Origin of the sequence: Microcoleus sp. D2_18a_D3 (assembly GCF_036702455.1) — a bacterium.
Lineage (GTDB): Bacteria > Cyanobacteriota > Cyanobacteriia > Cyanobacteriales > Microcoleaceae > Microcoleus.
Genome location: NZ_JAUBTK010000109.1, coordinates 1 through 21,240, shown reverse-complemented (window position 1 = coordinate 21,240; position 21,240 = coordinate 1). Strand labels below are relative to the sequence as shown.

The 21,240-nt window shown below is 45.3% G+C and carries 26 protein-coding genes; 18 read left to right on the top strand and 8 right to left on the bottom strand.

Annotated elements, in window-relative coordinates; genetic code table 11:
- Positions 1 to 181: 181 nt before the first annotated feature.
- From QUB06_RS30870 to QUB06_RS30815, 12 genes are all read left to right on the top strand, one after another.
- Positions 182 to 1,267: a glycosyltransferase family 4 protein gene (locus tag QUB06_RS30870; RefSeq protein WP_333438525.1), complete on the top strand. Its 1,086-nt coding sequence runs from the start codon at positions 182 to 184 to the stop codon at positions 1,265 to 1,267.
- A 135-nt stretch (positions 1,268 to 1,402) separates the two neighbouring features.
- The gene (gene map, locus QUB06_RS30865) at positions 1,403 to 2,164 is read left to right on the top strand and encodes a type I methionyl aminopeptidase (RefSeq protein WP_333438524.1); all 762 of its coding nucleotides are present in this window, start codon (positions 1,403 to 1,405) and stop codon (positions 2,162 to 2,164) included.
- Positions 2,165 to 2,702: 538 nt separating this feature from the next.
- Positions 2,703 to 3,632, top strand: coding sequence for an LD-carboxypeptidase (locus QUB06_RS30860; RefSeq protein WP_333438523.1), 930 nt, complete (start codon positions 2,703 to 2,705; stop codon positions 3,630 to 3,632).
- Between the two features lie 165 nt (positions 3,633 to 3,797).
- Positions 3,798 to 4,583, top strand: a complete 786-nt coding sequence (locus tag QUB06_RS30855) for a hypothetical protein (RefSeq protein WP_333438522.1) — start codon at positions 3,798 to 3,800, stop codon at positions 4,581 to 4,583.
- 434 nt (positions 4,584 to 5,017) lie between these two features.
- Positions 5,018 to 5,215 (top strand): hypothetical protein, encoded by a 198-nt coding sequence (locus tag QUB06_RS30850; protein ID WP_333371827.1) that lies wholly within the window; start codon positions 5,018 to 5,020, stop codon positions 5,213 to 5,215.
- On the top strand, positions 5,212 to 5,481 hold the full coding sequence (locus QUB06_RS30845; RefSeq protein ID WP_333438521.1) for a ParE family toxin-like protein: 270 nt from the start codon (positions 5,212 to 5,214) through the stop codon (positions 5,479 to 5,481). The genes QUB06_RS30850 and QUB06_RS30845 overlap by 4 nt, the downstream gene beginning before the upstream one ends.
- A gap of 166 nt (positions 5,482 to 5,647) precedes the next feature.
- Complete coding sequence (locus tag QUB06_RS30840; RefSeq protein WP_333202345.1) at positions 5,648 to 5,791, top strand: hypothetical protein; 144 nt, start codon at positions 5,648 to 5,650, stop codon at positions 5,789 to 5,791.
- A 26-nt stretch (positions 5,792 to 5,817) separates the two neighbouring features.
- A complete protein-coding gene (gene hemE, locus QUB06_RS30835; RefSeq protein WP_333230696.1) occupies positions 5,818 to 6,882 on the top strand; it encodes a uroporphyrinogen decarboxylase in 1,065 nt (354 codons plus the stop codon).
- Positions 6,883 to 7,284: 402 nt separating this feature from the next.
- Positions 7,285 to 8,250, top strand: a complete 966-nt coding sequence (locus QUB06_RS30830; RefSeq protein WP_333438520.1) for an NAD(P)-dependent oxidoreductase — start codon at positions 7,285 to 7,287, stop codon at positions 8,248 to 8,250.
- A gap of 463 nt (positions 8,251 to 8,713) precedes the next feature.
- Complete coding sequence (locus tag QUB06_RS30825; RefSeq protein WP_333438519.1) at positions 8,714 to 10,306, top strand: B12-binding domain-containing radical SAM protein; 1,593 nt, start codon at positions 8,714 to 8,716, stop codon at positions 10,304 to 10,306.
- Between the two features lie 106 nt (positions 10,307 to 10,412).
- A complete protein-coding gene (locus QUB06_RS30820; protein ID WP_333438518.1) occupies positions 10,413 to 10,658 on the top strand; it encodes a type II toxin-antitoxin system Phd/YefM family antitoxin in 246 nt (81 codons plus the stop codon).
- 97 nt (positions 10,659 to 10,755) lie between these two features.
- Entirely contained in the window at positions 10,756 to 11,055 is a 300-nt protein-coding gene (locus QUB06_RS30815; protein WP_333438517.1) for a type II toxin-antitoxin system VapC family toxin, read from the top strand.
- Positions 11,056 to 11,112: 57 nt separating this feature from the next.
- Here QUB06_RS30815 and QUB06_RS30810 read toward each other — a convergent pair whose 3' ends face one another.
- Complete coding sequence (locus QUB06_RS30810; protein ID WP_333171860.1) at positions 11,113 to 11,301, bottom strand: hypothetical protein; 189 nt, start codon at positions 11,299 to 11,301, stop codon at positions 11,113 to 11,115.
- Here QUB06_RS30810 and QUB06_RS30805 point away from each other — a divergent pair.
- From QUB06_RS30805 to QUB06_RS30795, 3 genes are all read left to right on the top strand, one after another.
- Positions 11,289 to 12,185 (top strand): M48 family metalloprotease, encoded by an 897-nt coding sequence (locus QUB06_RS30805; RefSeq protein ID WP_333438516.1) that lies wholly within the window; start codon positions 11,289 to 11,291, stop codon positions 12,183 to 12,185. The two genes, QUB06_RS30810 and QUB06_RS30805, sit on opposite strands and share 13 nt — an antisense overlap.
- Before the next feature lie 128 nt (positions 12,186 to 12,313).
- Positions 12,314 to 12,760 carry a DUF6932 family protein gene (locus QUB06_RS30800; RefSeq protein WP_333267386.1) on the top strand — a complete coding sequence of 149 codons (447 nt, stop codon included), beginning with the start codon at positions 12,314 to 12,316 and terminating at the stop codon, positions 12,758 to 12,760.
- Positions 12,757 to 13,275: a DNA-binding protein gene (locus QUB06_RS30795; RefSeq protein ID WP_333144138.1), complete on the top strand. Its 519-nt coding sequence runs from the start codon at positions 12,757 to 12,759 to the stop codon at positions 13,273 to 13,275. Before QUB06_RS30800 ends, QUB06_RS30795 begins: the two co-directional genes overlap by 4 nt.
- Positions 13,276 to 13,369: 94 nt before the next feature.
- On the opposite strand, the gene QUB06_RS30790 is transcribed toward QUB06_RS30795, so the two are convergent.
- The 4 genes from QUB06_RS30790 to QUB06_RS30775 all read right to left on the bottom strand — a co-directional run bounded on the left by QUB06_RS30790 (position 13,370) and on the right by QUB06_RS30775 (position 15,214).
- On the bottom strand, positions 13,370 to 13,894 hold the full coding sequence (locus tag QUB06_RS30790; protein ID WP_333438515.1) for a hypothetical protein: 525 nt from the start codon (positions 13,892 to 13,894) through the stop codon (positions 13,370 to 13,372).
- Between the two features lie 30 nt (positions 13,895 to 13,924).
- Positions 13,925 to 14,368, bottom strand: a complete 444-nt coding sequence (locus tag QUB06_RS30785; RefSeq protein WP_333438514.1) for a Tse2 family ADP-ribosyltransferase toxin — start codon at positions 14,366 to 14,368, stop codon at positions 13,925 to 13,927.
- A 10-nt stretch (positions 14,369 to 14,378) separates the two neighbouring features.
- Complete coding sequence (locus QUB06_RS30780; RefSeq protein WP_333438513.1) at positions 14,379 to 14,528, bottom strand: hypothetical protein; 150 nt, start codon at positions 14,526 to 14,528, stop codon at positions 14,379 to 14,381.
- A 131-nt stretch (positions 14,529 to 14,659) separates the two neighbouring features.
- Complete coding sequence (locus tag QUB06_RS30775; RefSeq protein WP_333438512.1) at positions 14,660 to 15,214, bottom strand: hypothetical protein; 555 nt, start codon at positions 15,212 to 15,214, stop codon at positions 14,660 to 14,662.
- 196 nt (positions 15,215 to 15,410) lie between these two features.
- Here QUB06_RS30775 and QUB06_RS30770 point away from each other — a divergent pair, with 196 nt between their 5' ends.
- The 3 genes from QUB06_RS30770 to QUB06_RS30760 all read left to right on the top strand — a co-directional run bounded on the left by QUB06_RS30770 (position 15,411) and on the right by QUB06_RS30760 (position 17,353).
- Complete coding sequence (locus QUB06_RS30770; RefSeq protein ID WP_333438511.1) at positions 15,411 to 16,790, top strand: ATP-binding protein; 1,380 nt, start codon at positions 15,411 to 15,413, stop codon at positions 16,788 to 16,790.
- Positions 16,791 to 16,869: 79 nt separating this feature from the next.
- Complete coding sequence (locus QUB06_RS30765) at positions 16,870 to 17,127, top strand: DUF4160 domain-containing protein (RefSeq protein WP_333438526.1); 258 nt, start codon at positions 16,870 to 16,872, stop codon at positions 17,125 to 17,127.
- Positions 17,090 to 17,353 carry a DUF2442 domain-containing protein gene (locus QUB06_RS30760; RefSeq protein WP_333438510.1) on the top strand — a complete coding sequence of 88 codons (264 nt, stop codon included), beginning with the start codon at positions 17,090 to 17,092 and terminating at the stop codon, positions 17,351 to 17,353. The genes QUB06_RS30765 and QUB06_RS30760 overlap by 38 nt, the downstream gene beginning before the upstream one ends.
- Positions 17,354 to 17,433: 80 nt before the next feature.
- Here the strand turns inward: QUB06_RS30760 and ftsH4 are convergent, their stop codons facing one another.
- From ftsH4 to QUB06_RS30745, 3 genes are all read right to left on the bottom strand, one after another.
- Positions 17,434 to 19,308, bottom strand: coding sequence for an ATP-dependent zinc metalloprotease FtsH4 (gene ftsH4 / locus QUB06_RS30755; RefSeq protein ID WP_333438509.1), 1,875 nt, complete (start codon positions 19,306 to 19,308; stop codon positions 17,434 to 17,436).
- 226 nt (positions 19,309 to 19,534) lie between these two features.
- Entirely contained in the window at positions 19,535 to 20,008 is a 474-nt protein-coding gene (locus tag QUB06_RS30750; RefSeq protein ID WP_333438508.1) for a tryptophan-rich sensory protein, read from the bottom strand.
- Between the two features lie 32 nt (positions 20,009 to 20,040).
- Complete coding sequence (locus tag QUB06_RS30745) at positions 20,041 to 21,144, bottom strand: transposase (RefSeq protein ID WP_333438507.1); 1,104 nt, start codon at positions 21,142 to 21,144, stop codon at positions 20,041 to 20,043.
- Positions 21,145 to 21,240: the final 96 nt, after the last annotated feature.

Genomic DNA, 21,240 nt, shown 5'->3' with positions numbered 1-21,240 from the left:
TGTCTGATACCCGTTAGTAGACGTTCCCTCTTTATCAATGCACTATTTGGTTATTTTGTCAATGCGTAAGTCCTAAAGTCTAACAATTTTTAAGTGATTTGAGATTTTAAATTTTAGAGGTGAGAATTTATAACTTAGATTATGTTAGAATTAGTGACGCCTGACTAATGACTAATGACTAATGACTAATGACTATTTGAAAATATTGTTACTCTCAACTTCGGTCGGCCAACTCGGTTCGGGGTTGGGCGGCGGAGTCGAACTTACAGTCCTTAACATCGCTAAAGAATTGCACCGCCGAGGTCATAAAATAGCAGTGGTAGCGCCGATAGGTTCAGTCTTAGAATCAATTCCAGTAATCGAAATAACGGGCGATTTGCAAGTAACCGCCCAAACACAAGATTACAATGCTCCTATTGTGATGCCCGCCGATGCTGTGCTGGCGAATATGTGGGAATACGCTCGCCAAGTTCAGGATGAATGGGATGTCATTGTTAACTTTGCTTACGATTGGCTGCCGTTTTATTTGACGCCATTTTTTAGAACTCAGATCGCCCATTTTATCAGCATGGGTTCCCTTTCGCGATCGCTCGATCGCATCGCCGGACAAACCGCCGCCCAATTTCCCGGTACGATCGGAGTTTACACCGTTTCCCAAGCCGAAACCTTTGCCTTTGCCAAGGAGTGTCAGTTGTTGGGAAGCGGCATAGATTTATCGCTGTACGAATTTTGCAGCCAACCGGAACCCAAATTAGCTTGGCTTGGTCGCATCGCCCCGGAAAAAGGCTTAGAAGATGCAGTGGCTGCAGCGAAAATTACAGGCATTTCCCTAAAAATTATGGGCAAAATGCAAGATGAGGATTATTGGCAAAAAATTTGTGCAGATTACCCGGATGCTCCGGTAGAATATTTAGGGTTTCTGACAACAACCCAAATGCAAGAGCAAGTCCGTCAGTGCCAAGCATTGTTGATGACACCACGTTGGGTGGAAGCTTTCGGAAATGTCGCGATCGAGGCTTTAGCGTGCGGTGTGCCCGTGATTGCTTACGAGCGCGGGGGGCCGGCGGAAATTGTTAGAGACGGACTGACGGGCTTTTTAGTGGAGCCTGATAGTGTAAATGGCTTGGTAGGTGCGATCGCCCGCTTAGACCAAATTGACCGCAGCGCTTGCCGCCGACAAGCAGAGGTAGAATACTCTTTAGCAGCTTTGGGCGATCGTTGTGAACACTGGTTCAAATCTATCACTGCTAGTAGGGTGCGTCAGTAATAATACTGGCCAATTTGTAGAAAGATTCGCTGACTGACGCACCTTACAAGTTTGTTGAACAGCAATTCAAATCTATTCTCAAATTGAGTTAAATAAACTCTTAATCGACCACACAAAAGAAAACAGAAAAAAACTATGGCAACCGAACGTTTAGTGCTTTTATCCAGTAGAGAAATCGAAAAAATGCGCCAAGCAGGCCGTTTAGCGGCCGAACTTCTGCTACATCTCGAACCGATGGTAAAACCGGGTGTCAGCACTTTAGAAATTAACGACGAAGCCGAACGCTGGACTTTGGCACACGGAGCAAAAAGCGCTCCGCTAGGCTATAAGGGATTTCCAAAATCTCTGTGTGCTAGCGTCAATGAAGTAGTCTGTCACGGCATCCCCAATGCGAAACAAATTCTTAAAGAAGGGGACATTATTAATATTGATGTAACACCTTTAGTTGATGGTTATCATGGCGATACTTCCAAGACTTTTTTTGTCGGGAAACCTTCAGCGGTAGCGAAAAAGTTAGTTGAAGTAACCGAGGAATGTCTCAGAAGAGGAATTGCGGAAGTTAAACCGGGTGCTCGTACCGGTGACATCGGTGCAGCAATTCAAGAATATGCTGAAGCACAGGGTTTTTCGGTAGTGCGAAATTTTGCGGGACACGGCGTTCACCGCGTTTTTCACACCGAACCAGAAATTTTGCACTACGGTAAGCGGGGCACGGGGAAGAAGCTCAGACAAGGCATGGTTTTTACGATCGAGCCAATGATTAATGAGGGTACTTGGGAAGTGGAAATTCTCGCCGACGGTTGGACTGCTATCACGCAGGATGGAAAGCTTTCGGCTCAATTTGAACACACTCTGGCTGTGACTGATTCTGGGGTCGAAATTCTGACTTTGCCGTAGTAATGATTAACCAAAAATCTGAAAAACTCACTCTTAAATCAATAATTAACCATATCCCGTAGGGGCGGGTTTCACCGACAATATCTAACGATTATCAACAATCTAGATAAACCCGCCCCGCCCCAACCGATAACCTACATCCACCTAAAATTTGCATCGAATCGGAAAATGTAGGTTGGTATTTATGGGTGGGTGGGGGCGGGTTTTCGAGAGTGTCTGTTTCCGTCAGAAATTGTCTGTAAAAGTCGCCCCTTCGTAATTACGCTCGATTCACCGAATCGGAAAATGTAGGTTGGTATTTATGGGTGGGTGGGGGCGGGTTTTCGAGATTGTCTGTTTCCGTCAGAAATTGTCTGTAAAAGTCGCCCCTATGTAATTACGCTCGATTCACCAATCGGAAAATGTAGGTTTGTATTTATGGGTGGGTGGGGGCGGGTTTTCGAGATTGTCTGTTTCCGTCAGAAATTGTCTGTAAAACCCGCCCCTACGTAATTACGCTCGATGCACCAAACACGATATAACTAATAACTAATAACTAATGACTAACATTAAATTTCTGCAACCAGGAGATTTGCTCAAAGTAATTGCCCCTAGTGGCACTTTGCGAGAATCAACCAACTTTGAAAAGGGTGTAGAAATTTGGAAATCTCGCGGCTATCGAATTGAATTAACACCGGGTTTTGACGATCGCTGGGGCTATTTGGCAGGTTCCGATGAAAACCGCGTCCGACAGTTGGCAGATGCCCTCAATGACCAGGATTGTCGCGGTATTCTCTGTGTTCGAGGCGGTTTCGGCAGCACTCGACTTTTGGAAAAAGGAAATGTGGGAAAGGCGGAAAATTCCCAATTTCCAACTCCCGATTCCCATTCGCCGAAATGGTTAATCGGCTTTTCAGATATTACTGCTTTGCTGTGGAATCACGCTAAGTTAGGGATTTGGGGCGTTCACGGGCCGATGCTGACAACTTTGGCTGCGGAACCGGATTGGTCTGTCGATCGACTTTTTGACTGCATAGAAGGTCGTCCCTTACAATCTTTGCAAGGTAAAGGATGGGGCGGCGGACAAGCCACCGGGCGGCTGTTTCCGGCGAATCTGACGGTGGCTTCTCATTTGCTCGGAACCCCTTATCAACCGGATTTGACCGGGGTTATTCTCGCATTTGAGGATGTTTCCGAGGCTCCTTACAGGGTCGATCGAATGTTGACTTTGTGGCGGATGGCGGGGGCTTTCGCTGGGGTGCGGGGCATTGCTTTGGGACGCTTCAGTCGCTGCGAGATCGATCCGAGTATTCCCAGTTTTAGCATTGAAGAGGTTTTGCGCGATCGGCTGGGGGACTTGAATATTCCGATTGTCTCGGATTTGCCCTTCGGGCACGAGGGAGTTAACGCTGCTTTGCCAATGGGAATTATGGCGAGTCTCGACGCTGAATCGGGATTGCTGATTTGTGGCGATAAATCACAACTTTAGATTAGGGATCAACGTCTATAACTTTAACATGAGATTTTGCACCCGCTAAATAGCCGGGTTGGGTGAGGTTGACACGGTTGGCAGAAATTACATTTAAAATGGATTGTGTATGCAAATGTCGGCGCCAAGAAAGCAAAAAGATTTTAAATTTTTCCAGAGGTTGAGATGAAAGCACACAACTTGTTAAACAGTATTGCTGCCGCAGTCCTAGTTACGGGATTGGCACTTACCGGGATTTCCTCAAGTGCTGTTGGCGAACAGATAGGGAATAACGATCGCATAGATGGAGTAATTCGCCGCACTTCCCCGATTTACCGTTTCCGAAATATGTGGACACCCGGAACTCCGACGGAAGAATTGCGCGGCCAAGAATACACATTCAGCGCAAGGGAAGGGGATAACATTGAAGTGTTTTTAGATACAGATAGAAGTCGCGGTTTTACTCCCGTCATGGTGCTGTTTTACGGGAACAACAAACAAGTCGCTTTTACGCTCGACCGTTCTTTTAATTATCAAATTCCCCGTACTGGCGATTATAAGCTTTTAGTGTTAGCAAAAGATGCAGCCAGGGGCGGTAGCTACACGCTGGAAGTTTCGGGAATTGATGGGGGCAACAGACGAGCTCGCAATTCGCGGGACGATTGGTACACGAGGCGAGATGACGATCGATATGACGGTCGATATGACAGAGCACAGCTTCTAGAAGATGATTTTGGCTTGCGGTCTGTTGATTGTCGCGAGAGACGTTCTATGGTGAGAGTAAGGTTTGACGATGGTAATCAAGACTCGACTTACTGCGCTGTCCCGACTAGAAACTTTCCGGCGGGAGATTATTACTACAATTCGCGGACTAGAGATTTAGATTCGGCGAGGGTGGATAATAATAGGAGGTTCGATGAGCGCCGCGATCAATGTCGGGTAGTGGTGGGCGGAGTTTGTGTGACGAGATAGTAGGGTGCGTCCCTATTTACAATCTACAACGAAGCTCGAAAATGTCACAGCGACGCACCCTACAAAATACCGTGGGTACGTCGCTATTTACAATCTAGAAATAAACTCGAAAATCTCGCAGCGACCCACCATACTTACGGCTGCGTCGCTCTGTATAATCTACAACTAACCTTCATAACCGGGTTTTTTACGCCTGAAAATTGGGTCTAAAGCCTCCCCGTTTAGGGGGAAATCAAACAAAATGATTCATTGCTCCAATCCTCTTCTATTGATGGAAGAGGTAGCTGTCAACTGTCAACTGTCAACTGTCAACTGTCAACTGATGAAGCTCATCTGTGGGCTGCAACACGTCTTTCAGAAAAAACCCGGTTTTTGACTACCCGTGCCTTCAGAATTATTGGTATATTAATAATATTAATGATGTGGCAAAATATATGAGCGTTAAAGAACTTGAAACAGCAATTATGAACTTGTCGGTTAAGGAACTGTCAGAACTCACTGCTTGGCTGATAGAGTATCGCCAACAGGTTTGGGATAGGCAAATTGAAGACGATTTGGAGGAGGGGCGGTTAGATGCACTACTTGATGAAGTTGATGCAGAGTATGAAGCGGGATTGACTAAAGTGTTATGAAGCATCTGACTTTACCACGTTTTTGGAACTGCTATCACCAGCTACCTCAAGAAATACAAGCTTTAGCCGATAAAAATTACGAATTACTCAAAGTCGAGCCGTATCACCCTTCGCTGCATTTTAAAAAAGTTGGCAGGCGAAAGCATTTGCAATCGGTGCGAGTAGGCGATAGTTACCGAGCTCTGGGAGTTGAGAAACCTGAAGGTATTGTCTGGTTTTGGATCGGGACTCATGGTGATTATGATGCAATATTAGCTCAGAAATAGAGTCCTCGATCGAGTGTGATAATAGACGTTTAATTAGTCTCTTCAGCGAGTGGGAGAGGTAAAGTAAATAAAACGTGCGGTTTGCACGTAGCGTTTCCATTCAATTAGTTTGCCCTGCGAGTGAGGAGAATTCCATTATAAACCCCCTACAGTGGAAGGATTTTAGATGTCATTTGCCAGCCTCGCAACCAACCAAATCCCGATCGCCCAAAATCGAACTCAGCCACTCCCCTCATCTCCCTCCCCGCTGACAGATGAATTTTTTGTCAAAAAGGACGATCGCACAGTGGTAAGCTACCAAAGGCATTGAAATATCTAAGGTAGAGAAAAGTTAAAATGTCGGCATTAAATGAAGTTCCCTTGTTGTTGCGGGCAGCCCGCGGCGAAACCCTAGACCGCCCGCCCGTGTGGATGATGCGTCAAGCCGGCCGCTACATGAAGGCTTATCGAGATTTGCGAGAAAAGTATCCCTCGTTTCGCGAACGTTCCGAAATTCCCGAAGTTGCGATCGAAGTTTCCCTTCAGCCGTGGCGCGCGTTTCAACCCGACGGCGTAATTCTGTTTTCCGATATTGTCACCCCAATGCCGGGTTTGGGCATCGACATGGACATCGCCGAAGGCAAAGGCCCGATTATCCACTCGCCCATCCGCACTCAGCAGCAAATCGACAACCTGCAACCGCTGAACCCGGAAGAAAGCTTGCCGTTTATCAAAACAATCCTCAAATCCCTGCGCGAAGAAGTCGGCAACAAATCCACCGTGCTCGGCTTTGTTGGCGCGCCGTGGACGCTGGCAGCCTATGCCGTTGAGGGCAAAGGTTCTAAGGATTATGCCATCATCAAAAACATGGCATTTTCCGATCCAACTTTACTGCATCAGTTGCTGTCGAAATTCGCCGATGCGATCGCTGTTTACGTGCGCTATCAAATCGACTGCGGCGCGCAAGTAGTGCAAATGTTCGACTCCTGGGCCGGCCAACTGTCCCCGCAGGACTACGACACCTTCGCTCTACCTTACCAGAAACAAGTATTCGAGCAAGTCAAAAAAACCCATCCCGACACACCGCTAATTCTGTTAGTCACCGGTAGCGCCGGCCTCCTCGAACGCATGACAACATCCGGCGCGGATATCATCAGCGTCGATTGGACAGTTGATATGGCCGACGCGCGCAAGCGTTTGGGCCCCAACATGAACGTTCAGGGAAATCTCGATCCCGGCGTGTTGTTTGGTTCTCAACCGTTTATTCGCGATCGAATTCTTGATACAATTCGCAAAGCTGGCCCGCGCGGACACATCCTCAATTTGGGACACGGCGTGTTACCGGGAACTCCCGAAGATAACGTGCGTTTCTTCTTTGAAACCGCAAAACAAGCCGACAAATTGCTTGCAGTTGCTGCTTAATTTGATTTCGATTGTAGAATGCGATCGAATCCGGTTAATTGCACCTGATATTTGTAGGGATACGGCAATGGCGTATCCCTACGGTGGAAAAAGATTATATAATCGGAGCAAATCCGGTTAATTGCATCTGATATTTGTAGGAAAACGGAATTGCCTATTAATGTCAACTTAACGTTAAACCCGCAGTCCGCCAGGGACTTAAGTCCCTGCCTCAAAGCTAAAGTCCTCTTAAGAGGACTGAGAAAAAGACTTGTAAACTCATTAGTCCTCTTCAGAGGACTTTAGCTATTAGACAGGGACTTAAGTCCCTGGCGGCTTTCGGCTTAAGTTGGCACTAATAGGCCATGCGGTTTCCCTACCGCCCTTAAAAGCGTCAAATCCTCCCTCTTCCCCTGCGGCAAAATGAACTCCAAAAAAATTTTTGTGACGGGTGCAAGTGGCTGTATCGGTCACTACATGGCCGAAACTTTGATTCAAGAGACAAACCACGAACTTTACTTATTAGTTCGCAACCCAGAAAAATTAAAATTTGACTGGAAAGCCCGCCCCGGCATCCATATAATACAAGGCGATATGCGAGATATCGATCAACACGCCGAACTTCTGCAAACAATTAATGTCGCAATTGTAGCCGCTACTGCTTGGGGAGGAACTCAAGAAGTTTTTGATGTTAACGTAACCAAAACTCTGCGCCTAATTCAACTACTTTCGCCCCAGACTTGCCAACAAGTAATTTATTTTTCAACGGCCAGTATTCTCGGTAGAGACAACAATTTGCTAAAAGAAGCCGGGGAACTGGGGACAGATTATATTCGCTCAAAATACAACTGCATGGTGCATTTGTCAGCCTTGAAAAATGTGCCTCCGATTACGGCACTTTACCCGACATTAGTATTGGGAGGAGACGCCGAAAAACCAGTCTCTCACTTGTCATCTGGCCTGCCACTGGTCGCAAAATGGATTGGTTTGATTCGCTGGTTTAAGGCAGATGGCAGTTTTCACTTCATCCACGGCGCAGATATTGCCAAAGTAGTTAATTATTTAGTTGAGCATCCGGCTGCTTCCGAGGAACCGCGACATTTTGTGCTAGGAAATCCGGCGATTACAGCTAACGAAGTGGTAGAACAAGCTTGCCAGTATTTGAAGAAAAACATATTTTTTCGGATTACTCTGTCACCTTGGCTGGCAGATTTCTTTATTTGGCTGTTCCGAATTCAGGTGGCTGCTTGGGATAGATTTTGCATCAGCTATCGCCATTTTACCTATCAAAATCTTGTGAATCCCGAAAGCATAGGAATGCCGAGTTACTGCGGCACAGTTGCCGATATGTTAAGAACTAGCGGGATTCCCGGCAAAGATTCAAATTAGGCCAGAAGGAAGAGGGAAGAGGGAAGAAGGAAGAGGGAAGAGGGAAGAGGGAAGAGGGAAGAAGAGGGAAGAAGAAAGAGGGAAGAAGAAAGAGGGAAGAAGAAAGAGGGAAGAAGGAATGTGCACCTTACGAAATATATGTAGGGTGCGCCGTGGCGCATTTTACGAATAATGTAAGTTTTCCAAGTTCTTTTTTGCCTTAGTCCCATGCTTTTTAACTGAGATTATCGTCAATTAACGGTCAAATAGGATAAGATATCAGCATTTGCACACTTTAACAGGGAACTGCAAGCTAAAAATTGCGCTCAATTTGTGGGTTTTAGGGGGTGTCACCCCTCGCCAGATATTCGATCGAGTGCAAGATCGTAATTTTAGCCTTAACATGAAGTCTTGAGAGTCGATCGAACTCTCAAACACGCCAGCCCGATCGCAAGTTGTTTACTGATGTGAGGTTTAACATATAATGCGAGTTCTTCTAGTTTACCCGCTGTTTCCGAAAACATTTTGGTCTTACGAGAAAATCCTAGAATTAGTCGATCGTAAAGTGCTGCTGCCACCGCTGGGTTTGGTAACAGTAGCAGCTATTTTACCCCAAGAATGGGAATTTAAGTTAGTCGATCGCAATATCAGACAAATCACCGAAGCAGAATGGGAATGGGCAGAGCTCGTTATTCTCTCCGCAATGATTGTCCAAAAAGAAGATTTGCTAGACATAATTCGCGAAGCAAAACGGCGCGGTAAATCCGTAGCTTGTGGCGGCCCTTACCCGACATCCGTACCGGAAGAACCTCAAGCAGCGGGCATAGATTACCTGATTCTCGACGAAGGCGAAATCACCTTGCCGATGTTTGTCGAAGCAATAGGGCGCGGTGAAAAAAGCGGAATTTATCGATCGGACGGCGTAAAACCCGATGTTACCACAACCCCAGTCCCCCGCTTCGACTTGCTAGAATTAGACGCCTACGACTCGATGTCGATTCAATTTTCTAGAGGCTGTCCTTTCCAGTGCGAATTCTGCGATATCATCGTCCTCTACGGCCGCAAACCTCGCACCAAAAACCCCCAACAATTGATAGCAGAATTAGACTATCTCTACAACTTGGGCTGGCGGCGCGGCGTGTTCATGGTAGACGACAACTTTATCGGCAACAAACGCAGCGTCAAACTGTTGCTAAAAGACTTAAAAGTCTGGCAAGAAGAACACAAATTCCCGTTTACTTTCAACACCGAAGCATCCATCGATTTAGCCCAAGACCAAGAATTGATGGACATGATGGTTGCTTGCAATTTCAATGCAGTGTTTCTAGGGATTGAAACTCCCGACGAAGAAAGCCTGCAAATGACGAAAAAATTCCAAAATACCCGCAATTCCCTGATCGAATCCGTAGAGTTAATTGCCAAATCCGGTTTGCGAGTAATGGCCGGATTTATCATCGGATTCGACGGCGAAAAACCCGGTGCCGGTCAGCGGATTGTCAAGTTCGCCGAAGCAGCAGCAATTCCGAGCACAACCTTTGGAATGCTGCAAGCTTTGCCGCACACTGCATTGTCCCACAGACTAGCAAAAGAAGGCCGGTTGCGCGACAAATCGGGCAACCTCAACCAGACTACTTTGATGAACTTCATTCCGACGCGGCCTCTCGAAGATATTGCCCGCGAATATGTCGAGGCATTCTGCGAAGTGTACGATGCTGAGAAATATTTAGACCGGACTTATCGCCATTTCTTAATGTTGGGTGCACCTACAGCAAATATACCTGCAAGAGTTCCCAGTTGGATCGATTTGCGAGCACTGCTAACTGTGGTTTGGCGGCAGGGAGTCAAGCGCAAAACTCGGTGGAAGTTCTGGCATCATTTGTTCAGCATTCTCAGACGCAATCCTGCGGTTTGGGATCATTACTTGACTGTGTGTGCTCACAACGAGCATTTCCTCGAATACCGCCAGATTGTGCGGGATGAAATTGAAGCTCAATTGGCCGACTTTTTGGCTAATGAGTCTCAAACTGTATATCAAGAACCTGTTGCTGTTGAGGAAAAGCAAGTGCAAGCGGTTTAGGGTTGGAGAATTGAACCGCGGATAAACGCAGGTAAACGCAGATGAATTTAAGATTGTCTGCGTTTATTTGGTTATACTTAGTTTATAGACTTGTTTTTTTAAGAGTATGGAAACTGTAAATATCCATCAAGCTAAAACAAATTTCTCACGACTATTGTCGCGTGTGGAACTGGGAGAAGAAATCATTATTTCCAACGAAGGCATCCCAGTCGCGAAGTTGGTTCCATTTCGTACTTCATCCAATCGACGAGCTAGTTTGGGACAAGATCGAGGGAGATTTGTTTTGCCAGAGGACTTTAACGATCCTTTGCCAAAAGAGATTTTGACAGCATTTGAGGGAAATGAAGAGTGAAACTCTTGCTGGATACGCAGTGTTTTTTGTGGTGGTTTGCCCAACCAGATCGATTGAATGAGGAGGCGATGCACAGATTGCCGATGAAACGAACGAATTGTGGTTTTCTGTTGCTAGTGTCTGGGAAATGGGCATCAAAGTTGCGATCGGAAAGTTACCACTCCCAGAACCGATAGATACCTACATTTCGACGCGCATGATACAGTTAGATGTGCGATCGCTGGAAATTACAGCACCTCATGCCCTGCGAGTGGCTGCGTTACCATTACATCATCGAGATCCCTTCGATCGAATGCTGATTGCCCAGGCTCAGATGGAGGAGATGACGCTTGTTAGTGCTGATTCAATGTTCAACCAATACAGCGATATTGCTATTCTTTGGGCGGCCACTTCGTGATATTAATCTCGTTTCCAAGCTCTGCCTGGGAATGTCATATTCTGCGGATATGCTGGCTCAAGAAAGCAAGCAGATAGAGCCTCCTTCGGCATTCTCATTTTCTGACTGAAAAGGTGAAATACTACTATTGGCTGCTGCACTTATTTCGGCAGATAGAGGCGCGATCGCCCGCAAATATGAAAATCTAATTACAAGATAAAAAATATCAAAATAGCGATCGCCCTCAACCCGCCATGTTAGGAACAAATCAACTCAGAACAGCCGCTCTCTTAGGACTCCTAAGCGGCCTTCTCGTTTTAGGAAGTTATTATTTAATCGGCAACGAGCAAGGACTTTACATCGGTTTAGCACTAGCAGCCTTCTCAAGTTTTAGCTCTTGGTACTATTCCGACACGGCTGCGTTAATGGCTTACCGCGCTCAGCCGATCGCCCGCAGCGAAGCACCAGAAATCTACGATATGGTAGCATCGCTGAGCGAAAAAGCCCAAATTCCGGTGCCGAAAATATTTCTAGTTCCCACTCAATCTCCGAACGCATTCGCCACAGGAAGAGACCCGGAACACGCGACAATAGCAGTTACTGAAGGCATCATCAAGCTGCTTTCTCGCGAAGAATTGGAAGGCGTTTTAGCGCACGAACTCACCCACATCCGCAACCGGGACACCCTCACTCAAGCAGTTGCAGGAACAATTGCCGGCGCAATTACATTTGTCGGGCGAATACTGACTTTTGGAGCGCTTTACGGCCCAGTGACGCGGGATAGCAGACAAGGCCCGAATCCCTTTGGTTTGCTGTTTTTAATCATTTTAGCGCCACTATCAGCAACCGTAATTCAATTGGCGATTTCTCGGACGCGGGAATTTGCAGCAGACAGCGGTGCGGTGGAAATTACCAATAACCCGATCGGCTTAGCAAACGCCCTACAAAAATTGGAGAAACTGGGTCATGAAATTCCCATGCACGGCAATCCTGCGATGTCGCCCCTGCTAATTGTGAATCCTTTTTCGACTAAAGGTTTGCAGTCACTTTTCCGCACTCACCCGCCGACAGAGGATCGCATTCAACGCCTTTTGGAAATCGCGCAGCAGCAGCAAGGTACTCCAGTTATGGCTTACATAAACGGAGTTTGATCGATCGAAAATGCAGCAAGAATATTGAAAAACCAGGTTGTTTGAACCAACCTGGTTTTTGTTTGTTTATAATGGTAGCTGTGGTACGATCGACTCGCACAACTAATTTGCGGCGCGGGTGTGAGTAAGTGATTCCAGAATTCGATGAAAACGGCAATCTACCACGGGGAGTTCATTGGTGCGAATGGGAGGAGTTTGAGGAAAGATTTGGTACGACTGTTCCCAGAAAGAACATGATAAAGGGGTTGAAACTGGCAATGACTCAGTTAAAAGCGGCAGGTGCTAGAACTATCTATATTGATGGTAGTTTTGTTACCAGCAAAGACAAACCTAATGATTTTGATGCTTGTTACGATAGAGAAACTGTAGACAGGGAGTATCTGAGAATCAATGCTCCTAGATTGTTCAATCATCAGGATCGAAATGCCCAAAAAGCTAAGTATCGAGGGGAGATTTTTCCCTCAGACGAACCTGTAGGCAATTACGGAGAAAATTCCTTTGAATTTTTTCAAAGTGACAGAGGGCAAAACAAGAAAGGAATTATAGCGCTCGATTTAATGAGGTGGGAACCGTGATTAAAAATGAATTTGAGTACGGAGTCAGCAAAGATTGGGTGCAAAAATTCAACAAAACTCTAGCAGCAATGGAGCGGGATGAAGAAGCAAAAAGAAAGGACTTCCTCAAATGGGATGCTGGTAGAGGTTCGATTCAGCGCCATTTGGATCAGTTGCACGAAGAAATAGCAGAATATGAACGATTGATGGCGTGGGACAAGAGTAAGCCGATCGAACTTGTAGTTGAGAATTTCAATAAACTATCAGATGCTTTAATTAAAGCTCGAATGGCAGCAAAAATCAGCGTGGAAGAACTAGCAGAAAGGTTGGATATGGACCCTGAACGCCTTAAGGAACACGAGAAGAAAGATTATCAAGGTGCTAGTTATATGGAACTCCTTGAAATTAGCTGTGTTTTGGGGCTGGAGTTTAAGACGGCTGTGATGCAGGTCGATTTTGAGGAAATAGAGTTTACCAAACAAACAATAGCAGAATCGCGCTATCGAAAAAAGAAGAAGGCAAGTAAAACCGCCTAAAGATTTGAGGGTGCGATCGCGAAGACTACTGAGTTGATTGGGTTTGTTGGGTGTAAATTAGATGGTCGGGGGGCGATGTCTCCACTAAAATGATTTACCCCACCCTCAGCAATTCATCAAGCTTGTTTTTTAGGTCAGGCGAGGCTAGTAGTGGTCTATAAACTTCACCTTCATAGGGCTTCCAAAAATATCCAAGACTGAACGATCGAAAAACCGAAGATGCTCCGGTTGCTTGCCAAACAGCTTCAGCTAAAACCAATCCAGGAAAAACCAAGGCAGGCTCTTCAATCAATTCGCTGTAGGTTATAAACTCATCTACTTCCATACCAACTAAAGCATACCGAAACGGTGGAGCAAACCGCAAACTATGATACAGAAATATACCTATTTCCGTCATTAAATAAGCACTTTCTGGAGTGTCAATCCCAATCTCACTGATGCCACTTGGACAAACTCGACACCACCAATTTTCTTCTATGTCCTGAAAACTTTCTGCCCGACATTGGGAATGTCTACCGTTTGAGAGCACCCAGGAAATTTCATTGAAATATTGAGCAAATTGCTGTGCTTCAGATTGCTTTGTGCCACATTCAGCCGATAAGCTAAACACCCATGCCATTGCTGTTCTCCCGTTGACTAAATTAAACTATCAAACTTTCTCCCATTCATTCTGTGTCTGGGCCAGGGCTGCTTCATATTTCTCTAAAAGCATTGTAGCGCTTGGCAAAATACTGACATGAGTTGGACTATCTTGCACAGCTTCAATATCTCCGACGATCTTGCTGTCGTCAATCTGCCAAAGAGGATCTTTTCCTGTTCCCCCAAATTTTGGGGGTTTGCGGAATGGTGGTAAGCCTTCGATAGAGAGGGATACAGACATTCCTTTTGTGTTTCTAATGGCTACAGTGACAGACTCCTCTGAAGACTTGCGTTCTGTTTCTGGTAGTAAATAACCTTGTTCATCCAACCAGTCTTTGGGCACTTGCTCAACATCAATGTCAATATTGGGTCTGACTCCCAGTAGCCTCGCGTTGCGTCCCATTTTGGGTTTACCGTTTTCTTCTGCCATGCCTCGATAATAGAGTTTTGCCATTAGCCTTTTATCAGCCTAACTCGATCGCCAGACCAATCATAATGTAATTCCTGCATTGGTTGGATGCGATCGCTTTTGATGCGTGAGGGGCGATCGCGCAACTCGTAGAATCATCGCGCTGTTTGGTATGTGCTGTGAGGGGCGATCGCTCTCCGTGCAATCAGCGCACTTTGAAATGGTGGAAATGGATAAGATTGTAAGTGAAAAAAAAGGTTGGCTAACACGAGCGTCAACCCAACATACAAAAAGGGCGAGCGCGCTGTGATTCAGTTCATAATAACAACAATAAGGTTATCTGAAATTACCATCATCATATACTCTGCACTTTCCTGCTTCAATTTTTCCCATATCAACAATTCCTCCAAGATCGGTTGTCTTACCTCTACTATGATTAACGTGAATCGAAAATTTGACAGGTGAGTCAACGATTGATATTAGTGGGGAAAAGCGTGCCCCTGTGTCGTAGAATCTTTGATCACCTCTTAAGCCTGTAAAATTAGACATAGTATATATGTTTCGCCAGTTTTCACCACTAGGAAAACCAAATTGTTGTCCTCCAACATTTACACCTACACTGTATCTTGTATACATTTTAAATTCGACACTTTGTACCCTTGAATCTCTACTACCAGCTTCGGCGATAACTCTGAATCTCAAAGCATTAGAAATATTACAAAATTCAGCAAATTTTATTTCGCCATAGATCCCATCTCGTTCTTGATAGTTGGGAGAAGCTTGCCCAGGAGTAGCTGCAAAAGGTAAAACCAGTGATGCCAAAAGAAGGCTTTTATAAAATTTCGCCAAACTGTTAGCCCGATCGACTATTTTGACTAAATTGAAAAGCATTATTAAATTTCCTTACTACATATTTCTTCTATCATTATTTCAATAATCCCAAATTTGTATAGCCAAAAATGCTCAATTTTGTTGGCAATTTTGTTAGCTACTTCAAATCACCCTATGTTAAAAATGTTTGTAAATGCCAGAAAATGTTGGAAAATGTTAGGTATAATACGGAAAATCACATCATCCACGATGCTGCATGAATCTTAAGGAAGTGTTAAAAATGGCTGACGAGATAGTGTTTGCCAAGACGGGTGAGCACCTCGATACCCTACAAGAGGCAATTCTACGAGGAACCATGCAAGGTGATAAATACACCAAAATTGCCGAAGAGATTCACTGTAATGAGAGTTATCTTAGGCAAGTTGGTTCGCAATTATGGCAGATACTTTCAGAAGAGTTGGGGGAAGATGTCAATAAAACAAATTTTAGATCGGCAATTAAGAGGTTCCAAGTCTCTAATTCTTCAAATTTTGCACAAGGTGACGTTGTAGCCATCGGTAATTTTAACATTTGTGGAGAAGCTAGATACCCGCCAGATATCCCAAACTCACACCCACAAAATCAGGAAACATCTAACACAAAACAACCTCAAACTCTACATCAAGATTTAAGCGAAATGCCAGAATTGGGCGATTTCTACGATCGCACCCCCGAACTCGACACCCTCACCACCTGGATTCTACAACAACGCAGCCGCATGATCGCGCTCACCGGCATCAGTGGCATCGGCAAAACATCCCTAGCAGTGCAACTCGTACAGCAAATAAAAGATGAATTTGAATGCGTCATTTGGTGCAGCATCGACGCCTCCTACACCCCAGATGAATTTGAACATAAACTAATACAGTTTTTCTCGCATTCAGAAAAACAAGATCTATCCCCAACAAACCCGAAACGCTTACCGCTGATTAAATATTTGCAAAAGTATCGCTGTTTAATAGTCTTGGATGACATTCACAACCTTTTCTGTAGCGGGGAATTCGCAGGAAAATATAAACCCCAATACGAAGAATATCGCTCTTTATTCAAACAAATAGAAAAATTATCCCATCCATGTTGCTTTCTGCTAATCGGTTGGGAACAACCCAGAGAAATGACTCAAGTAAAAAGCCAAAATACTCTTATTCGTACCTTACAACTCAAGGGTTTAGGCATCGCAGCCGGACGGGAAATACTCAGAGATTATGGGTTAGAAGAAAGCGACAACAGTGAAGCACTCATTCACCGCTACCAAGGCAACCCCCTATGGTTAAAAAGTCTGGCAAATCTGATTCAAGAGTTGGGAATCGGCGCGACAGAATTATTACTAGATGATACCATATTGTTGCCGGAAGATTTGAAAGATGTTTTACAGAATCAGTACGATCGCACTTCCGAACTAGAAAAACAAGTTATGTCATTGTTGGCGAAAGAAAACCAGCCAGTCAACCTAGCAAAACTGCTAGAAAAAGGACAAATATCCTCATCATATTTACTCAACGCGCTCCAATCTTTATCGCGGCGCTGCTTGATAGAAAAACAGGAAAGTCTTTACACTCTCCCACCTGTATTGAGGCAGTATATCAAAGAGTTGTAACCAAAATATAAAATCGCCCTGTGCTATCATAGAATACAAAAATTACACATATTCGCATTGAAATGTTGTATAACCTGAAATTAGGTCAACTATTTTACGAGTAGGCCCTTACCGACTTTACTTTTACAGCCATGAACCGAATGAACCACCTCATGTTCACATTGACAGAGACAAATCATCAGTTAAATTTTGGTTGGAGCCAGTCAGTTTGGCAAACAACCTTGGTTTTAGTGCTAAAGAACTTCGGAAAATACACCTGGTAGTACAAGAAAATCAACAAACGCTATTGGAGGCTTGGTATGGGTATTTTGGCGATTCGAGCGGACGAGAGAGTTAAGGAGATTCATTTTACAGAAGAAACAATTAGTGTTGATTTGATGGATGGACGAACCATTACTGTGCCTTTAATTTGGTATCCCAGATTGTTTAATGCAACGCCGGAGCAAAGGGCAAAATGGGAAGTATGCGGAGGAGGCTATGGCATTCACTGGGAAGAAATAGATGAAGACCTCAGTACAGAAGGAATGCTGCGGGGGGCACCAGCTCCGAAGCCTTCTACTTGAAAATTTACGAGCTAAGAAATACCAAAAAACGCAGATGATTTGGAATCATCTGCGTTCATTGGCGGTTTAATTAAACCCTATTAAACTGAAGCCGCCACCTTATCTAAAGGCCGCACTTGACGGAGGAATTCGCGAAGTGCGTCACCTTCCACCACCTCAGTTTCCAACAGTTTCTGCGTAATTGTTTCCAACAATTCCCTATTGGCTTTCAGAATATCCACAGCTTGTTGGTGTGCAGTTTCGACAATTTCCTTCACTTCTTGGTCGATCGCCTCAGCAGTCTGAGCACTCACCGCGCGGCGCGCATTTCCCATACCGTCATTGAGGAACATTGATTGTTGACCCCGATCGTAAGCTAGAGGCCCCAAAACCTTACTCATCCCGTAAGTTGTCACCATCCGTTCAGCTAAATCAGTCGCCCTTTGCAAGTCATTTGAAGCGCCGGTAGTAATGCTACCAAACACGACTTCCTCAGCCGATCGCCCGCCCAACAAAGTCGCAATTTGACCCCGCAATTCCGACTCATCTAACAAGAAACGGTCTTCAGTCGGTAACTGCAAAGTATAACCCAAAGCAGCCATACCGCGAGGGACGATCGAGATTTTGGCAACTTCGCCATTACCAGTCATCAAAGCACCCACCATTGCGTGTCCGACTTCGTGATAAGCAACAATGGTTTTCTCTTTTTCATTGAGCACGCGGCTTTTCTTTTCCAAGCCCGCTACAATGCGTTCGATCGCCTCTGCAAAGTCTTCCTGCGCCACAGTTAGGCGTTTGTTGCGGGCGGCCAACAAAGCCGCTTCATTCACCAAATTTGCCAAATCTGCGCCGGAAAAACCGGGGGTGCGAGTGGCGATCGCCTTCAAGTTAATATCCGGGCCCAACTTCACTTTTTGAGCGTGAATGTTCAAAATTTCTTCGCGGCCAGATAAGTCGGGGCGATCGACTAAAACTTGGCGATCGAAACGACCAGGACGCAACAAAGCAGCATCCAAACTTTCCGGGCGGTTAGTTGCAGCCAGCACAATTACAGTAGTATTGCCCGCAGCAAAACCATCCATTTCAGTTAACAGTTGATTGAGAGTTTGTTCGCGTTCGTCATTCCCACCGTACATACCGTTACTGCTGCGGGATTTGCCGATCGCGTCCAATTCATCAATGAAAATAATACAAGGAGCCTGTTTCTTAGCCTGCTCGAATAAATCTCTAACTCTTGCAGAACCAACACCTACAAACAGTTCCACAAACTCCGAACCGGAGATGCTAAAAAACGGCACGCCAGCTTCACCAGCTACTGCTTTTGCTAACAGAGTTTTGCCAGTTCCCGGAGGCCCGACTAACAGCACGCCTTTCGGAATTCTCGCACCAATTGCCGTAAATCTGTCGGGAGTTTTCAGGAACTCAACAACTTCCACTAATTCAGTTTTAGCCTCTTCTACTCCAGCCACATCAGCAAAAGTAATTTTCGCCGATTCGCCTTCTACATAGACCTTAGCTTTGCTTTTGCCGATCGAGAGTGCACCCTGCGGCCCGCCACCCTGCCTGTTCATGAAAAATTGAAAAATCGCCACAAAAATCAGCGGAGGAACCACCCAGCTTAAAACACTGCCGATCCAGCCATTTTTGGAAGGGGGAGTTGCCGCAAATTCAACGCCTTTTTCTTGTAAAAGTTTAGGCAATTCCAGGTCAAAAATCGGCGTAGTGGAGAGCACTTGACCTGGTTTGTCGCCTTCGCCTTTGAGTTGGTAGCGAATTTCATTTTGACCTACCGAAGCTCGCGCTACATCTTGTTCTTGCACTTGATGGACGAACAAGCTGTATGGGACTTGCGGAATTTGCGGCCCGAACAAATTGGGCAAAAAGATATTCGCCAGCAAAAATAAACTTGAGAGCAATAACAAGACATTGCTAATTAGTCGAAAACGAGGTGGTTGGGGCTGGTCTTTAATGGCCATTGATAACTGTCATCCTTTGATTTAAAGCTGTTTTATTCATCTATTTTCTCATCAAATACCCACAGACTGTTAAGCGGATTTCCTCACTTGATCGGGTGGGTTAACCCGCTAGCACGGATTTGCTATTATTAACAATGCTTTTTTTAACGAACCGCGAAGACGCTAAGCACACGAAGGAAGAGAAGAGGGGTATTGTATGTAGGGTGCGCCGAAGAACAGCGACTATTTATGCAGCTTCTGGGTTTAATTGAATCATTTCCCAAGTAGTATAAGTGCCGATCGCGCCCCAAATCGCGTAAGGCAAAAGTAACAAAGCGGCGGTTTGAGAAATCGGCAAAACAGCCAACGCCAGCACAACTCCCAAAATCTCGCCAGCCCCTCCCAAAATTGTTCCTACTTTGAGACTTTTGGCTCTGAGAGTAGCAGGAATATAAGCAACTGTTACAATTTCTAAAAGTAAGTACAAAGCCATCAGCAGCCATGTTTTAAGGCTCCCTGGTTCCTGTTCCCACACGAAAGTAGCGCTGCCGGCCCCGCAAGCAAAAATTACCGTCCAAATTAACGGAATAGCAGGCTCAAAAAACATCCAATCTGGTCTTTGAAGTTTGACGGCCCAGTTAATATCGCGGAGTTTAAAAAACAAAGTGCCGAAGGCGACTGAGAAAGTCACGCCGCCGATAATCATCCAAGATTGAATCATGGTTTTCAACTTTCAAATTGCTCGATCGCTCATTAAGTCGATCGTGTCAAATCCCAGCCGAACTTTGATCCGCCTTTAGTAATAACTTTTTTGACATACTCCCCGGCCATCAGGCACGGGGATTCTAAGGTCAAACAGCAATTGCAGGCTCTCGCCCGTCTGACATCGCCTAACTTAGCGGTTGATGCCCCAACCGCACAAATATTTTTGGCGGCATTTTCATCCCGCCCATTTAGTAATTGGCAGGACGGACAACGCCATTCTCTCACTGATAAATCTAGTTTTTCCAGAACATGACTGCAATGAAAGCAAGTCTTGCTCGATGGATACCAACGGTCGATAAAAATGATTTGTTTACCTTTCTTCGTCGCCACCCATCCCAGAATTTGCAGGAATTCCCCAAATGCTAAATCTAAAATTTTCCGTCCCCAGAGGCGTTGCATTCCCTTCAGGTTCAACGTCTCAAAGCACAGCACGTCAAACTTATCTGTTAGTTTATGTGCCAGCTTCCAGAACCAGTCAGAGCGCCGATTCACCACATCCTCATGCTGGCGAACAAGATGCTTTCTAGCGCGTTCCCGATTGGCTGAACCTTTCTGTTTATGAGAGTGCTGGCGACTCGCTTTCTGGATGGCATTAAGCGACTGTTTGAGGAATTGAGGCGATTCGATTTTGGCAGCATCCGAGACGGTGAGGAACGTTTTTAAACCAAAGTCAAATCCAGCGATTCTACTCGTCTCGAATTTGCTTTCTGACTCCGAAACGCTATCAACAACCACAACCATAAACAACTCACCTAATCTCGTGCGTTTAATGGTTAAAGTTTTGACTGTTCCCTCAATTTCTCTCGATTTCCAATATTGATACACTTTCTGCCCAATCTTGAGCCGATTGCCACCTAAAAACTTGTATCCAGCCTGTTTTAAGGTGAAAGACTTATATTTCTTTACTTTCTTGAATCCCGGCGCCCTCACTCCTTTTTGATGATGTTTGAAAAACAACTGGTAGGCTTTCTCAATGCGCTGGCAGATATCCTGCACAGCTTGAGATCCAACCAACTGCCAGAACGGATTGCGCTTCCGCAGTTTGGCAATATGAGCCTGAAGTTTGGCGCAGTTCAAATGCTTAGCCCACATCCGGTAGTACCGTTTATGGGGCTCTCCTGAGTTTATGGTGTAAAATGTACCTACTAATACATTTACCGTTATGAGCTTCCATCTAGACTATCTATT